Origin of the sequence: Granulicella aggregans (assembly GCF_014203275.1) — a bacterium.
Taxonomy (GTDB): domain Bacteria; phylum Acidobacteriota; class Terriglobia; order Terriglobales; family Acidobacteriaceae; genus Edaphobacter.
This window is the reverse complement of sequence record NZ_JACHIP010000006.1, coordinates 114,873-129,481: the sequence shown is the minus strand read 5'-3', so window position 1 is coordinate 129,481 and position 14,609 is coordinate 114,873. Positions and strand designations below refer to the sequence as shown.

The 14,609-nt window shown below is 61.0% G+C and carries 15 protein-coding genes; 4 read left to right on the top strand and 11 right to left on the bottom strand.

Annotated features, from left to right (window positions below; all coding sequences use genetic code 11):
* Nucleotides 1–6: 6 nt before the first annotated feature.
* The 4 genes from larE to HDF16_RS20490 form a co-directional block, all read right to left on the bottom strand.
* Complete coding sequence (gene larE / locus HDF16_RS20505) at nt 7–846, bottom strand: ATP-dependent sacrificial sulfur transferase LarE (RefSeq protein WP_246409493.1); 840 nt, start codon at nt 844–846, stop codon at nt 7–9.
* Nucleotides 847–972: 126 nt separating this feature from the next.
* Complete coding sequence (locus HDF16_RS20500; protein ID WP_184221096.1) at nt 973–2,235, bottom strand: alginate lyase family protein; 1,263 nt, start codon at nt 2,233–2,235, stop codon at nt 973–975.
* Nucleotides 2,236–2,258: 23 nt separating this feature from the next.
* Entirely contained in the window at nt 2,259–3,335 is a 1,077-nt protein-coding gene (locus HDF16_RS20495; protein WP_246409490.1) for a VWA domain-containing protein, read from the bottom strand.
* 87 nt (nt 3,336–3,422) lie between these two features.
* Nucleotides 3,423–4,631 carry a hypothetical protein gene (locus tag HDF16_RS20490; protein ID WP_184221092.1) on the bottom strand — a complete coding sequence of 403 codons (1,209 nt, stop codon included), beginning with the start codon at nt 4,629–4,631 and terminating at the stop codon, nt 3,423–3,425.
* Between the two features lie 304 nt (nt 4,632–4,935).
* Between HDF16_RS20490 and HDF16_RS20485 the strand changes: the two genes are divergently transcribed.
* The 4 genes from HDF16_RS20485 (at nt 4,936) to HDF16_RS20470 (ending at nt 9,183) form a co-directional block, all read left to right on the top strand.
* Nucleotides 4,936–5,769 (top strand): amidohydrolase family protein, encoded by an 834-nt coding sequence (locus HDF16_RS20485; protein WP_184221090.1) that lies wholly within the window; start codon nt 4,936–4,938, stop codon nt 5,767–5,769.
* Between the two features lie 88 nt (nt 5,770–5,857).
* Nucleotides 5,858–6,127 carry a hypothetical protein gene (locus HDF16_RS20480; protein ID WP_184221088.1) on the top strand — a complete coding sequence of 90 codons (270 nt, stop codon included), beginning with the start codon at nt 5,858–5,860 and terminating at the stop codon, nt 6,125–6,127.
* Between the two features lie 51 nt (nt 6,128–6,178).
* Nucleotides 6,179–7,321: a DNA polymerase III subunit gene (locus tag HDF16_RS20475; protein ID WP_184221086.1), complete on the top strand. Its 1,143-nt coding sequence runs from the start codon at nt 6,179–6,181 to the stop codon at nt 7,319–7,321.
* A 194-nt stretch (nt 7,322–7,515) separates the two neighbouring features.
* Nucleotides 7,516–9,183, top strand: a complete 1,668-nt coding sequence (locus HDF16_RS20470) for a trypsin-like peptidase domain-containing protein (RefSeq protein WP_184221085.1) — start codon at nt 7,516–7,518, stop codon at nt 9,181–9,183.
* 68 nt (nt 9,184–9,251) lie between these two features.
* Here the strand turns inward: HDF16_RS20470 and HDF16_RS20465 are convergent, their stop codons facing one another.
* From HDF16_RS20465 to HDF16_RS31285, 7 genes are all read right to left on the bottom strand, one after another.
* On the bottom strand, nt 9,252–10,709 hold the full coding sequence (locus tag HDF16_RS20465) for a cytochrome P450 (RefSeq protein WP_184221082.1): 1,458 nt from the start codon (nt 10,707–10,709) through the stop codon (nt 9,252–9,254).
* The gene (gene tmk / locus HDF16_RS20460; protein ID WP_184221080.1) at nt 10,706–11,389 is read right to left on the bottom strand and encodes a dTMP kinase; all 684 of its coding nucleotides are present in this window, start codon (nt 11,387–11,389) and stop codon (nt 10,706–10,708) included. Before tmk ends, HDF16_RS20465 begins: the two co-directional genes overlap by 4 nt.
* 85 nt (nt 11,390–11,474) lie before the next feature.
* The gene (locus HDF16_RS20455) at nt 11,475–11,834 is read right to left on the bottom strand and encodes a hypothetical protein (protein WP_348641372.1); all 360 of its coding nucleotides are present in this window, start codon (nt 11,832–11,834) and stop codon (nt 11,475–11,477) included.
* Nucleotides 11,835–11,876: 42 nt separating this feature from the next.
* On the bottom strand, nt 11,877–12,704 hold the full coding sequence (locus HDF16_RS20450; protein ID WP_184221078.1) for a response regulator: 828 nt from the start codon (nt 12,702–12,704) through the stop codon (nt 11,877–11,879).
* Nucleotides 12,705–12,764: 60 nt separating this feature from the next.
* On the bottom strand, nt 12,765–13,778 hold the full coding sequence (lpxD, locus tag HDF16_RS20445; RefSeq protein WP_184221446.1) for a UDP-3-O-(3-hydroxymyristoyl)glucosamine N-acyltransferase: 1,014 nt from the start codon (nt 13,776–13,778) through the stop codon (nt 12,765–12,767).
* A 93-nt stretch (nt 13,779–13,871) separates the two neighbouring features.
* Entirely contained in the window at nt 13,872–14,450 is a 579-nt protein-coding gene (locus tag HDF16_RS20440; RefSeq protein WP_184221076.1) for a DUF6982 domain-containing protein, read from the bottom strand.
* Nucleotides 14,443–14,568, bottom strand: a complete 126-nt coding sequence (locus HDF16_RS31285) for a hypothetical protein (protein ID WP_281383527.1) — start codon at nt 14,566–14,568, stop codon at nt 14,443–14,445. Before HDF16_RS31285 ends, HDF16_RS20440 begins: the two co-directional genes overlap by 8 nt.
* Between the last annotated feature and the right edge of the window lie 41 nt (nt 14,569–14,609).

Here is a 14,609-nt window from a genome sequence, read left to right as displayed (position 1 = left end):
CATCCTCTATCGAATTGCGGAGAGGATATCCGACGCGGAGAGAATATCGTTCATCGACCCCGAGCGATATCCCTGCGCATCCAGGGTGACGTATTGAAATCCCAGCTCCTTGATCGCCGGGGTGATCTGATCGAGCACCTTCATCGACAGTGCACGCGGAAGATCGGCGCGATCGATCTCAATTCGCGCGAGATCCCCATGGTGGCGCACGCGGACCTGAGAGAAGCCAAGCTCGTGAAGGATCTCTTCGGCAAGCTCCACCTGTGACAGGTTTTCCTTGGTGACCGCCCGGCCGTACTCGATGCGGGAGGCGAGGCACGCCGACGCGGGCTTCTCTGCAATCGACAACTCAGCCGCTCGCGCCAGCGTGCGTATCTCAGACTTCCGCAGCTGCGCGGTGAACAGAGGAGCGACCGCGCGATGCTGTTCTGCGGCCATCTGGCCGGGGCGGAACTCCCCTTTATCGTCCATGTTCATCCCGTAGGCGATATGCCGGTACGCCAGCCGCTTGCGCTCCTTCTCCATGCGACTGAACAGCTCATCCTTGCAGTGGAAGCATCGCCGGCTATCGTTGCGCGAGTAGTCAGCGTTTTCCAACTCCTCGGTGTGCAGGATGTAGGTGGGAATCTTATGGGTCTTCGTAAAATCCACGGCCGCGGAGAGTTCCGCGCGTGGAAGAGAGGCCGAGTCCGCGATGACCGCCAGCATATTGTCGCCGAGCACGCGATGCGCGCTCCATGCCAGGTATGCCGAATCGGTTCCGCCGGAGTACGCGACCAGCACGCTTCCGAGCTGGCTAAGGGTCCTGTCGAGGAGGGCGGATTTTTCCGTCAGAGTCATATTCATATCTCAGTCACCTGCCGTTACCGTTCGCGGCCTTTCTCTCAGTTGGAGTTGGATGCAGAATCGGAGCCCCGGGAAACCTTGTCGACCATACCGTGGAAGTGTACGCAACTTGCGGCCATGCCACAGTTACGCGGGAGCGGCCACCAGTTTCGGCGGAGTGAACCATAATACCGGCTGCGTCACTGCGAAGGAGCGCAGAACCTCCGGCGCGGCGATCTCGGGCAGCGGTTGCAGGGTTCGCCAAAGGTCGACATACTCCGGATGGCGATACGCTCGCCCCGCCAGCAATAGGCTTATCCGCCGCCCGGGAAGATCCTTGAAGTGCGCCAGATCCGCCGGGTACTGCCAGACTGCGCGGTTCGCGATGGCCGGATAGTGGAACGCGACCGCCGCCCGGAGTCCCGGACCGTCCTGTAGCTCAAACTCCCACGGATTGTCGAAGCGCGTCGTCATTAGTTCGCAGGCCAGGCAGAGAAGGTCAAGGTTGAAGAGGCAGTCGCGGTATGGGTTCGGAGATGAGACGACGTGAGGGAAGATTCCGTTACCATTCATTTCGGCCCGGAGGGTTGCCGTGCGGAAGTGGTGCCGCAGCGCGCTGAGGGTGGTGTCGTCGGAGGTTAGCCCAACGACGTTCGCATCCGCATACGCTGCGCTCTGGAACAGCCACGAGCTGCCGTGCTGATCCTTCATGTCGCGCGCCAGACCGCCCATGCGGGACTCGTTCATCCACGCCGCGTACTCCCTGAACCAATTGTGGATCGCCGTGAGGTCCGCCGGGGTTAGCGCGTTGCTGTTTGGCAGAAAACGCACCGACCGCGCGACCTCCGCCAGCGGCACCGTCTCGATCAGGCCTTCGGGCTTGCCCGCCGGCATGCCGGGAATCCGTCGCGCAAACTGCAGGTTGGGCGTCATTCGTGTGCCGGGAGCAACAAACCATGCTCGGAGATGCTCCGAGGCTCGCGCGGCATAGCGATCTTCTCGGGTCACTACGAAGGCAGCAGTCAGCGCCGCGACGGAGCGACCGAGACTGTAGACCAAGTCGCGATGCGCGGCGAACGCGTCTGAATTGATCGTGTTCCCCCGTCGCACCCACGGTGCTTGTGACGTTGCATCCGTGGCCCCGGCAGGGAAGTAGTCCTCCGGCTCGGAGTAGTAGTCGTTCGCTGTTCCAGGTGAACGCTTCGCCGGAATCGAAGTGATCGGCTGAACTGGCTGCCCCATCGCAACGTCCGCCATGGTCAAAATACGGTCATGATCGATTGCCGCGACGTCCGGACGGATGCCTCCCGATGAGAGTGCCTGCCCGTAAATCCCGCGGCCCGGAGACGCGAAGCTCGCCGCCGTGGCAAGACTGGCAACGCAGAACATGCGGCGGGATGCGTCTCTCATGCTGCCTCGCTCAAAGCGCGATTCTACGGCTTTCCATCGTTCTCTGGCTCGAGCCAGTAGCTCGACCTTGCTGTTACCTTCAAATCCGGATAGTCCTTCAGGCTTAACTCAAGCGCATGAATCCCGGACTGGGGCGACTGAGGATGGAAGCTCAACATATACCGATTCGGGATGTGATTCGAGATGGTAGCGAGGTCCTTCTCCAGCGACTTCACATTGTCGAACTTGTAGTACTCGCCACCCGTGAGGTGGGCCACGGTCTCTGGTGTATTGCGACTTAGTCCGTGAATACCCGCCAGGATGGCCAACTTCGCGGCTCGAATCGGGGGGATCAGGATGTTCAGGCACTCGAAGGCTTTTGCGACTTCGTTCTCAGGGATATTCGGGTCCGCCTCCGGGTCCTTTGCCATGCAGCCTCCCGGAGGTCCCGGTGTATCCGGCTGGCTGAACTTCTTCGCCTCGTTCTTCGCATCCGATCGCGTGCTCGAAAACGCCGCGCTGTAGATGACTGTGTTCGTATCGCTTACCGCGCGCAGTGCCTCCGCGAGGGTCGTCGTGCTGCCATGGTCTATAGTCTCGCTCAGCAGCAGAATTGCCCGGCGATACTCGGGCGGCTGAACGCTCAATACCTTCACCGCGAACGCAAGCGCGTCGAGGGTGGCCGCTTTCGGATCTCCGGCTTCAAGATTGTTCAATGCGATCTCCACCCGATCCATATGCGGCGTGAACTTCTGCACCAGCTCTGGATGGCCGTCGAACGCCACCACTCCAACCTTGTGGGGCACCCCGCCAAGCAGACCGTCGAGCATGGCTGGCAAAGTCCGGTAGTTGTCGAGCTGGCGTCCGCCCGCACCACCTGTCTCGACGACCACCAGCAGCGCCAGTGGCTGTCCTCCGGCGTCGTCCTCGAGCGTCAGCTTCTGCTCCACTCCGTTGTCCGTCAGCGTGAAGTCCTTCGCCGTCAGCGTGTAGACCAGGGCTCCCGACTTTGTCTTCACCAGCGCCGGGACGACCACCAGCGTGGAGCGCACATTGATCGTCGATATGCCTTGTGCGGGCGCGTCCGCCTCTTGTGCCGGCGAGACCTGGCCTGCTGCCATCAGGGAACCCATCAAAGCGATCGGGGGAATCAGCCGCCACACCGTCATAGGATGCCAGTATAATGACCTCCTGTGTAAGCGCTTCGCTCAATGGGGTCCGCCTCCGCGAAGGTTCATCGCGATCTCGTCCCGGCTCAGAGTTGACTGCACCAGGTCCGTCAGCGCGGTCACCGGAGTCATACCTGCAACCCCCTTACCCGGCCATACGGCAGATTGAATTCCGACCAGCATCGGTTGGGTCTCTCCATGATGTCCCCGCGCCAGTTCGGCATAGACCGGGGCTCCGCTCACATGTTCCGGAATGCTGGCATCGATCAGCCATAGCTCAATCGGAACCGCCCGGGATGCCGGCGAGCACTTGACCTTGACGGGAACCCTGGAGGTGGCCGCTGCAAGGACGCCAGGATCGGAGATGGGGAAGTCCATCTGGCCGCTCATCTTAGGAGACGAGATGCCCGCCGTCACGATCCTTTGATCGGGATGAATTGAACTTAACTCGAGGATCGTTGGCAATGAATCAAAGGCGGTCTCATTCAACTGGTAGCTCCCAATGTGGGGAGCTGTTTCACGCGTCAGAGGAATCAGCGCCAGATCGGTGAGCTCATCGGAGGAGGTCACGATCGATGACAGTCCCCGCTTCTGGAGTGCGATCGTTTCGTAGCCCACACCTCCAGTCCAGCGATTGAAGCGGACGGAAATGGTGCCCGGATTCTCTTTCCCGCAACTCGCCCATTGCGGATCGACAACATGCCGGGCCGTCACCAGAAATCTCACGGCCTGTCGATGGCGTGGATCCGCAACGGTCAAGACGAAGCCGGTTCCGATGCGGCGCGGAACTTCTCCAGTCCCCGGAGCGCGGTCGTAGATCAGGAGCACCGACTTCGATATTGGCCACGCAATCGGTCCTCCGCCTTGAGTTGACGCAGCGCCATCCAACGCTGCGGAACGGACGCCGGGGCCGGTCCAGGTGTCCGTGCTCGCGTCTCCACCCGAGTCGAACGATGGACCGCGTAGTTGCAGTAGAGCTTCCTCCAACGTCTCGTCCGTCGCGATGACGGCTGCAATTCCTCGCTCGATGGAGCCGTCGGCAGCCTGCCGAAGGGTCGCAATCTCCTGCGACGAAAGGCACTCCGCGCACTGTTGGAGGAGGGTCGGCAGGGGAATCGCGGAGAGTCGCGTGAGCCGTAACTGCTCGCACGTCCGCACCGGGTTGCATCCGCAGATCTCCAGAAACGAAGCAAGCATCAGTGCCGTCGTGGCGATTCGTCGCCGGGGTGTCGCAATCAGGCGCTTCATCGCTCGGTACCTTGAGCGTTTTTACCCAGTTTGACGTACTTCAGGCAGGCATTGAAAAGGGCCGCCAAGGGCGGTCTTAAGTAGGACATGTGTAACTCCTTCGCGTCGCGTGAAGCTCTGTTGCGCACAGCCCGGATTACAGGGACAACTTTTCTTTCAATTGTGTTTGGGGCGAGGAGAGGAAGGACGAACAGGGTGCCAAAATGGAACAGGAACTAACTGGAGCGAATAATACACCCGCAACGGCATTGTGCAAGCGGAATCGCATTCGCGTTTCAGAAGAATGCAGGAGGCCATCCGCAACATGGCAGAGACCATCGACTCGCACCAACATCTCTGGCGTTACACCAGCGAAGACTATGGCTGGATCGGGCCTCAGATGCAGCAGTTGAAGCGCGACTTCCTGCCCGAAGACCTCGAGCGCGAGATGGCCGCGGCGCAGGTGGACGGCGCTGTGGCCGTTCAGGCCCGTCAAAGCGTCGAGGAGACTCGCTGGCTGCTTGATCTCGCCGCGCAGAGTCTCGCCATCCGTGGTGTGGTCGGCTGGCTGCCCATCGTTCAAGGAGATCTGCCGTCCCAGCTCTCCGAGCTTGGCGACACCGCAAAGTTGAAGGGACTACGTCATGTCATCCAGGACGAACCGGACGACGACTTCATCCTTCGTGAGGACTTCAACCTCGGCATCGCATCTCTGCTCGGCACGGGACTGGTCTACGACATCCTGATCCACGAGCGTCATCTGCCGCAGGCGGCGCGTTTCGTCGCGCTTCATCCTCGGCAGACGTTTGTGCTTGACCACCTCGCCAAGCCGAAGATCACCGCAGCAGAGATCGAGCCTTGGCGCACGAATCTCTTCGCCCTCGCCGCCCAGCCGAACGTTTTCTGCAAGCTCTCCGGGCTGGTTACTGAAGGTGATTGGGAGGCATGGACTTTAGAAAGCCTGCGGCCCTATCTCGATGCAGCGCTTGCCGCCTTCGGCCCCGAACGACTCATGGCCGGGTCGGACTGGCCTGTGTGTCTGCTCGCGAGCGGATACTCGCGTTGGTGGGAGACTCTTCGCGGTTGGATGAGCAGCTTCAAAGTGCGGCATCAAGAGATGATTCTTGGCGAGACCGCAAAGAGTGTCTATCGGCTCTAGCCGCTCTTTTTGAAGCATTTCCACATGACACCAAGGTTGGATTGAGGCAACGTATAGCACCGGTTACGGTATCCAACGGTGATATCCCATGAAAAATAAAACGCGCTTCCCCCATAGAAGAAAGCAGGATGGCTCGGACGATACGATGTGCCTCGCCTGCTTCAAGACGATCTCCCGCAACGAGTTTGACGAGCCCAAGCTTTCGGCCAGTGTCCAGGAGCACGATCACATCTGCGCCTTTGCATTTCCTGAGCGTCGTGCGAATGAGATCACCTTCGAAGACGGCCCAAAGCGTCGCCGTTCCGATATGGACTGGCAGATGCTGATCAGCCGCGAAGCCTTCCTCCCCGGCGAATAGCCTAAGGGCCCACTGAACGGTTCCTCAAGGGTTTGCGGTACCCTTGAGGATGTGGCCCTGCCTGCAACATTCAACGACTTTCTTGGCAACTCGCTTGCTGTAGAACACCTGCGCACAGCCATCGCGGCCGGGCGTCTTCCGCACTCGCTGATCCTTTCGGGGCCAAGCGGCGCGGGCAAGTACACGCTCGCCCTGATGCTGACGATGGCGGTGGAGTGCGAGCGACAGCCACGCGATCTCTGGTCGAACGGCCAATCGCTGGCGAGCTTCTGCGGAGTCTGCACGAACTGCACGCGCATCGCCTCGGCAGCAAATCTTGAAGAGCAGGTCGAAGCGGCGGTCGCTGCTCGCGAAGAGCTGCGCGAGACCGACAAGAAAGAGACTCGCGTCCTGGTGCAGCCTCATCCTGATGTGCTGATCATTCCGCCTGATCCACCGCAGCTTCTCATCAAGCTGGGGCAGGTTCGGACGCTGATCCAGCGGTCGCACTATCTGCCGAGCGAAGCTCCGCGAAAGATCTTTATCCTCACTGCCGCCAACTTCATGAAGGAGGCGGCGAACTCGCTGCTGAAAGTTCTGGAGGAGCCGCCAGATACCGTTCACATCATCATCCTCGCGGAGAATCCGGGAGAACTGCTGCCAACGATCCGCTCGCGCTGCGGAACGGTGCGGCTGGGCGCGTTGCCGGTGGAGGAGATCGAGATGCTGCTGGCTGATCGGCGTCCAGAGATTCAACCGGCGCAACGTCTGCTGGTCGCGAGACTGGCGCAGGGAGCGGCGGGCAAGGCGCTGGGCTTCGATCTCACTGCGTACACAGCGGCGCGTGCAGACGCGTTGATCTTCATCCGCAACGCCGCAGCGAGCAGCTCTGGCAGCGCAGACCCGGACCACACGGCACTCTTCCGCATGACCGAGACCTATCGCGCTGGTGCTGAAGGACAGCAGAAGACGGCCGCGCTGTTGCGTTCGCTCTCGTTGCTGCTGGAAGACTTGCTGCTGCTGAGCGCGGGAACTCCCGAACTGGTGCGCAACACGGATCTTCGGCCGGAGCTGGAGCGTCTCGCCGCGGCCCTCTCGTTCCGCTGGATTGAGCAAGCGAGCCGAGGCCTCGACCAGGTGCAGTCCGGAATGCGCCGCAACCTGCTGCGCAATCTGTCGCTGGACGCCTTCGCCACCCAATTGGCCCAAAGTTAGGCAGGCTTCATTGGAATCGCTGTAAGTTCTCTGGGGCAAAATACGAGAGCAAGTTGCCGTCACTTTTGCGGCGCAGATGGCGTCTAATGGCGGAGTGACCTTTTCCCCGCAAATCCGCGACTATACTTGGAATTTGGCATAGCCACGCTGTGCCGCGCGAACCTGAACAGAACGAAATGAGGTCAGACTCGATAATGGAAACTTCGACACAAAAGACCGGACTGGTGGAACGCGTACGCGGCCATCGCCTTGGCACGACGTTTGTTCTGCTTGGAACTCTCTCCGTAGGCATCCTTGCAGGATCAGTGCTTACCCACGGAGTAAGCGGCAAGGAGCAGGCTGTCGACTCCTCCGACGCCCGTCCCCTGACTGTGCCCGACCCGGTGATCCTGTCGAACGGCTTCTCGAAGATCGCGAAAGCGGTAGGCCCGGCGGTCGTGAACATCAACACGGAAGAGCTGGCCAAGCCCGCAGCAGCCAAGAAGGGCAAGCGCGGTCTGCAGCGTGGACCGCTCACCGTACCTCCGAACGGCGACGGCGGCGATGATTCGCAGAGCCCGAACGACAACATGCAGGACTTCTTCAACCACTTCTTCGGCGGCCAGGGTGGCCAGGGCGGAGATGATGGTGGCGATGGCGCAGACGGCGGATCGCGTCGCGCTCTTGGTTCAGGCTTCATCGTGGACTCGCGCGGATACATCATCACGAACAACCACGTAGTGGACAAGGCCGACAAGATCTACGTAAAGCTGTCGACCGATCCTGATGGTGGTCCCGGCGACAATGGCCGTCCGGCGAAGCTGATCGGCGTCGACAAGGACACCGACATCGCGGTCATCAAGATCGATGCGCCCGAGCCACTGCCGACGATCAAGCTCGGCAACTCCGACGGCGCACAGGTAGGCGACTGGGTCCTCGCGGTAGGCAGCCCGTTTGCTCTGGCGAAGACGGTAACAGCGGGCATCGTTTCGGCCAAGAACCGCACGATTGAAGGCGGACAGCAGAGCCAGTTTCAGCGCTTCATCCAGACCGACGCGGCGATCAACCCGGGCAACTCCGGCGGCCCGCTCGTCGATATGACCGGCGCGGTGATCGGCATGAACACGGCGATCTACACCCAGTCCGCAGGTAGCGAAGGTGTAGGATTTGCGATGCCTTCGAACACCATCATCGGCGTCTACAACATGCTCATCGGACCTGACCACAAGGTGACGCGCGGATCGATCGGCATCAGCTTCCAGCCGAATGTCTCCTCCGCGGTGACCCGCATGTACGGCTTCTCGAACGGTGGCGTGATGATCGCTTCGGTCGATCCGAACGCTGCGGCAGCGAAGGCGGGGCTAAAGCCGGACGACGTGATCGTATCGATCGATGGTCGCCCCATCAAAGATGGCGACGACCTGGTGGCGGACATCTCGGCCCGCAAGATCGGGTCGACCGTGCAGCTTGGCTATCTCCGTGCGGGAAGCAAGGCAACAGCAACGGTAGCTATCACCGACCGCAGCAAGATCTTCTCGGCCGGGGCGCAGGACACGGATGACAGCGCGGCCCCGACAGAGTCCGACGCCGGTCAGGGCAAGCTGGGCATCACAGTCTCCTCAATTCCCCCGGCGATTTCAAGCAAGCTGGGCGGAGTAAAGGGCGTGATTGTGACCAGCGTTCGGCCTGACTCGTTTGCCGACGACATCAACCTCGAAAAGGGTGCGGTGATCGTTGCCATCAACAAGAAGCCGGTGACGGACGAAGCCAGCTACAAGGCGATCGTCTCAGCGTTGAAGCCGGGCGAGGACGTAGTCTTTGTGATCCGGATCGCAGGGCAGAAGAATGGTGGCAACTCGTATGTCGGTGGCACGCTTCCGTAGCGCCATTGCACGAGAAACAAGAACGGCGCGGAGAATCTCTCCGCGCCGTTTCTCTTTCTGAGCCTGCGCTAACGCGACTCGAGCCGCATCATCAGCGGGTCTTTCGGCCGCAGCGTGATCTTCTCCTGCACCTCGGGTGGCGCGCTCTCTGCGTAGCTTAGCCGCCATTTTTGCGCCAGCGTCGCAATCGAGAACACGCCCTCCATCCACGCGAACGACTCGCCGATACACTGCCGCGATCCGCCGCCGAAGGGGAAGTACGTGTACTTCGGTCTCCGCGCCTTGTTCTCGGCGCTGAAGCGGTCGGGATCGAAACGCAGCGGGTCAGGGAAGTACTCTTCCGTCCGTCCCATCATGTACTGGCTGAAGAAGAAGTGCGCTCCCGGCGGGATCAGGTACTCGCCGAGCTGCACCGGTTTGGTGGACATTCGCCCCATCGCCCACGCCGGCGGATAGAGTCGCATCGACTCCGCAAAGACCTGCTCGGTGTACTTCAGGTTGGGATAGTCAGCCAGCGTCGCCAGCCGTCGCTCTGTACCTACACCCAGCACAGCATCAAGCTCCGCGTGAAGCTTCGCCTCCACTTCAGGATTCTGGCTTAGCAGATACCACGTCCATGTCAGCCCGTTCGCGACGGTCTCATACCCGGCGAGGAAGATCGTCAGCACCTCGTCACGCACCTGCTCGTCAGACATGCCGGTGAAGTTCCCCTGCGCATCGGCCTGTTCGTCGCGCGATTGCAGCAGCATGGAGAGCAGGTCGCCAGGATCAGGTTTGCCCGCTAGTGTCGCCTCTTTATGCTCTCGGATCAGCCGGTCAACGACAGCATCCAGCCGGGCCTTCGACCGCCGAAACTTCATGATCCCCGGGATCGGCAGCTTCATGAACAACTCAATTCGCGGGAACGCGACGATGAAGTTGTACAGCTCCATAATCGTGTTTACTTCATCGTTGATGCGCCGGATGTCCTCGGTGACCTCGGTATCGAAGAGCGTCCGCGCGACGATCTCGAGCGAAAGCTCCATGCTTGCGGCCGCAATATCGATCGGCTCATCGGGCCGCGTCCGCTGCTCCCAGCGTTCGTTCTGCGCTGCTGCACAAGCGACGATCTGGTCGCCATAGGCGGCGATCCGCTGGCGATGAAACGCCGGTGCGGCGATGCGTCGCTGGCGGATGTGAATGGGATCATCGGAGGTGATCAGACCTTCGCCCAGCAGCACCTTCATCCGCCGTACCGTGCGCTCTTTTACAAACGCCGCGCCTTGCGTCACGAGAATCTCGCGGATAAACTCCGGATCGTTTACGAAGACGATCGGCGTTCCAAACAGCTTGTAGCAGGCGATGTTGCCGTAGGTCCGGTGCAGGTGTTCGAACAGCAAAATCGGATGCCCAAGCTTCACCCACGGCTTGAACGCATAGAAGGGAAGCGAGCGCTTCAGGCCCGGCGGCAGCCTGTACTTTGGCCGCTCCGACTCCAGCTTCTGCGACTCAGAGGTCCCGTCCAGTGGCAGCACCGGCGGAGTCATCTCGTCCCCTGTGAATCCGGAGAGATTCGAGCGCTGACGATCTTGTAGATCTTCTCTTCGATCACCTGGATCGACGCTTCCTCCGCGATCGTCACCACCCGGCCCGCATCTCGCGCCGCAATCTCCTGGTACTTCTCATAGATGCGGCGATAAAACGCATCGCCCTCGCGCTCGAAGCGGTTTTCGTCGGTGCCCAGCTTCGCCACGTGACGCTGGTTCCTGTTCCGTGCGCGCTCCAGCGATGGCTCAAGCGGTGGCAGCAGCAGGATCGTCAGGTCGGGCTGCAGGCCGTCACAGACCGCCACGTGAAGCGCCAGCACACGTTCGCTGCCTAGCTCGCGTCCGCCGCCCTGATAGGCCTCGGAGCTGTCTGTAAATCGGTCGCACAGTACGATGGCTCCATCCTCAAGGGCGGGAAGGATCACCTCGGCGATCGCCTGCGCCCGGTCCGCGAACATCAGCGTCAACTCGGCTACGGGTGCGATTGCCCCCAGTGAACTTTCGCTTCGCGAATCGAGCACTACGCCGCGGATACGGTCGCCTAGCGCCGTTCCGCCCGGCTGACGCAGCGAGACGACCTTGTGCCCCTGCTTCGTCAACGAGGTCGTCAGCCGGCGGAGTTGGGTCGTCTTGCCTGAGCCGTCCAACCCTTCGAAGGTAATAAAAAAGCCGCGCGGCATAAGCAAAGTCTACCGTAGCGACCGGCGCGCGAACATCACCGAAAGGAGCCGCTTCGATTGCATCAAGGATTGTCCCGTCGCGTGATTACTTCGACTGCAACGAAAGATTCCAGCCAAGATTGCCCGCTCCCACTACGGCAGAGAGATTTCCTTCGTCGCCTTCTTTCAGCGAAGGTCCCGTGAACTTATGCTCCACCTGTGCTGCGTCCGTGTAAGTGAGCTTCACCGTCCCCGAACCCAGTACCTTGAACCGGTACTTGAACTCCTGCCCCGGAGCAATGGTCTGCGTCCCAAAGCTTGCGCTCGGATACTCAACCTGCACGACCGTGATCGGTGTCGGCGTGTGATTGCTGATCGTCGCATTCACGTAAGCGGAGTGGCACCCCGAGATCATCAAAGTCACCACCAGCGCGGCGAGGACGACTGCAACTCTGCGTCTGTCCACCCATCTCTTCCATTGCATCATCCACCCAGCCTACCAGCCGAGCTAGTCCGGGAGCACGTAGGTGCCGCCCAGCAGCCGGGCGGTCAACACCACGCCATTTCGGCCATCGTAGAGGCTGATGGGAAACGCGAGCACGCTCCAAGCAGGGGTGCCGGTCTCGCCCGTCGCGTTGAGACCCGTGGGGTCGAGCGCCAGCAGTCCCCGTCTGCTTCGGTCAATGTAGGTCTCTCGCCGGGTTGCCACCGAGCTGATGATCTCCCGCCAGTCGCGCATCATGGTGGGCATCTCGTCGAAGAGATTGCGATCTGGAAACCACTCTCGCGGCTGCCCCAGGTAGTCCGCGGCGGCCTCATTCACGTAGACCCAACGGCCGTCGCCGTCCAGCACCTGAACCAGTACGTCCGATCCGATCGCCAGTCCAATCCGTGAGTAGAAGAACTCTCGCGCATCCACCACCACCGGTGTGCCCCGGCGCTTCGCCTCCAGCGACCGAAGAGCGTTGACCAGGTCTTCGTTGGAGCTATAGCCCTTCAAAAGGTGCATATCCTCGACGCCGCCAAAGCGGTGCTCGAGCGTCGCCGAGAGGATGATGATCGGTACCTCCGGCCGAATCTGCCTGAGGCGTGTCGCTACTTCGGTCCCAAACTGCCCCTCACCCAGGTGGTAATCGAGCACCGCGATATCGATCTCCGAGATGACCTCCATCGCCTCCTCCACGGTGCTCGTCGCAACGCACTCGTATCCTTGCTGACGCAGGGCAAGGCTTCGGAGGAAGAGCGTCGTGGGTTCATCGTCCAGCAGCAGCACCCTTACGGGCGGCGTACCGGGGCTTGTTTCAATCGAACTGTTCGGAATTGAGTCACTCATCATCAAGGTTGGATGCAGGCAGGAGGTCGACAGCTTGCTCTTCCTGCCATTTCAAGTCGACTTCTACGGGGTGTTTTTTCCCTTTAACTGCCTGACGATCTCCGGAAGCCGGTTGAAGATAGCTACGGATCGCAGCCACTGCCGGTTCTCGATCGCCGGATAGCCGCTTACCGTCGCACCCGCGGCCACGTCCCCCGGAATTCCGCTCTGCGCCGTGGCAATCGCTCCGTCGCCTACCGTACAGTGCCCTGCCACCCCGACCTGCCCCGCCAGGATTACGTTGTTCCCCACGGTCGTCGATCCAGCCAGTCCTACCTGGGCGCACAGCAGCGTATCTTTGCCTACCGTCGACCCATGCCCCACCTGGACAAGATTGTCGATCTTGCTCCCCGAGCCGATCCGCGTCTCGCCGATCGAAGCCCGGTCGATGCACGCATTTGCCTGCACCTCGACTGCGTCTTCCAGTACAGCCGGTCCCGACTGCCGGATCTTGTACCAGGCCCGCCCGGCGAACTCCTTGCCATGCTGCCGCGCGAAGCCGAAGCCATCCGCGCCCACGATCGCGCCATTCTGCAGGATTACATCGTCGCCCAATTGACAATATTCTCGGACGACCGCATGGGCATGTGCGAAGAACCGGTCACCCACGCGCACATGCGGATACAGCACTACATGGGATAGGACGACTGCGTCATCTCCCAGAACGACGTGTTCCCCGATCACCGCATACGCTCCGACATGCGCATTGGCCCCGATCCGCGCTGAATCTGCCACCACCGCCGTCGGATGAATCCCCAGCGCATACACCGGAGCGCTATAGAAGATCTCGATTGCTCGCGCGAACGCCAGATAAGGATTCGCGACCCGAAGCGTCGCCGCCGATATTTCAGGAAAATCGGGCTCTACCAGCACCGCCGTCGCCGCCGTATGTCTTGCCTTCGCGGCATACTTCGGGTTCGCGACGAACGTCAGGTCGCCCGTTTCTGCTTCCTCGATTCCAGCAACACCGCTAACCAGCGCCTCACCGTCGCCCGTGAGACTGGCTCCGAGACGTTCGGCTAAAGCCGACAGGCTAATTGTGGTGACAGGCGCATCAGGCAGCAGGGAATCGGTAGGCATGTCGACGATTGTAGCCGCCCGGCAGCTTCGCCCGTACTCGTGTCGACCCGGTCAGTTTGGTCTGGTATTGCGTGGCGTCAGTGCCTCGAACAGGCTCTTCTGAATCTCTTCAGGCGTCCGCTCCGGGACCGGCTTCGCCCGCGACGGCGTCGTAATCACCGCAAGGATCTGCAGGCTCTCGATCGCCGCCCGGGGAACGAAGATTCGTTGCGTATTTGAGCGGATATCCGGTGGCGCAACGTGCAGGCCGCCGTCCTCGATCAGGGAATCGAGCAGGGAAAGGTCTGCCGCCGCCAGTCCCTCCAGTATTATCTCGGACGTGCGTTCCAGCGACCTCTCCGATGCTTTGAAGGTCATCCTGACCCATACGCCCTCGTTGCGTGGGCGCGCCAGGAACGATCTCCGCGTGAGCCGTTCCGGGTTCGTCGTGTCCGCCAGGTTGAAGTCGCGAACGTAGCTGATCATCCGCACCTCGCCTAGGGGAATCTCGATCAGCCGCCCCGAGAGATCGAGCAACTCGACGACCCTGGAACTGCCCGCACCCCGCGTAAATCCTGACAAGGGAAGGTATCCGGGCAGAATTTCGCCCGTCACTCGCCGCAGGATCACCTTCTTCTTCGAGCTAGCCATACCGGTCACCGCTGCCCTCGCCGTGGAAGTTCGGCGTGCAGGCAACTGGCGGATTGTCGCACAACTCGACCGCCTGCGGGACGGATCGCCACAAAAAAGGTGCAGAAACGGTGGTCAATACGCCTCCATTATGGTAAAGTTGGGCTTTGCGTCCGTCTC

What these genes read in the sequence shown, in the direction of transcription:
- larE (WP_246409493.1), bottom strand. Translation starts at nt 846, where the DNA reads ATGAATATGACTCTGACGGAAAAATCCGCCCTCCTCGACAGGACCCTT.
- HDF16_RS20500 (WP_184221096.1), bottom strand. Translation starts at nt 2,235, where the DNA reads ATGAGAGACGCATCCCGCCGCATGTTCTGCGTTGCCAGTCTTGCCACG.
- HDF16_RS20495 (WP_246409490.1), bottom strand. Translation starts at nt 3,335, where the DNA reads ATGGCAGCAGGCCAGGTCTCGCCGGCACAAGAGGCGGACGCGCCCGCA.
- HDF16_RS20490 (WP_184221092.1), bottom strand. Translation starts at nt 4,631, where the DNA reads ATGAAGCGCCTGATTGCGACACCCCGGCGACGAATCGCCACGACGGCA.
- HDF16_RS20485 (WP_184221090.1), top strand. Translation starts at nt 4,936, where the DNA reads ATGGCAGAGACCATCGACTCGCACCAACATCTCTGGCGTTACACCAGC.
- HDF16_RS20480 (WP_184221088.1), top strand. Translation starts at nt 5,858, where the DNA reads ATGAAAAATAAAACGCGCTTCCCCCATAGAAGAAAGCAGGATGGCTCG.
- HDF16_RS20470 (WP_184221085.1), top strand. Translation starts at nt 7,516, where the DNA reads ATGGAAACTTCGACACAAAAGACCGGACTGGTGGAACGCGTACGCGGC.
- HDF16_RS20465 (WP_184221082.1), bottom strand. Translation starts at nt 10,709, where the DNA reads ATGACTCCGCCGGTGCTGCCACTGGACGGGACCTCTGAGTCGCAGAAG.
- tmk (WP_184221080.1), bottom strand. Translation starts at nt 11,389, where the DNA reads ATGCCGCGCGGCTTTTTTATTACCTTCGAAGGGTTGGACGGCTCAGGC.
- HDF16_RS20450 (WP_184221078.1), bottom strand. Translation starts at nt 12,704, where the DNA reads ATGATGAGTGACTCAATTCCGAACAGTTCGATTGAAACAAGCCCCGGT.
- HDF16_RS20440 (WP_184221076.1), bottom strand. Translation starts at nt 14,450, where the DNA reads ATGGCTAGCTCGAAGAAGAAGGTGATCCTGCGGCGAGTGACGGGCGAA.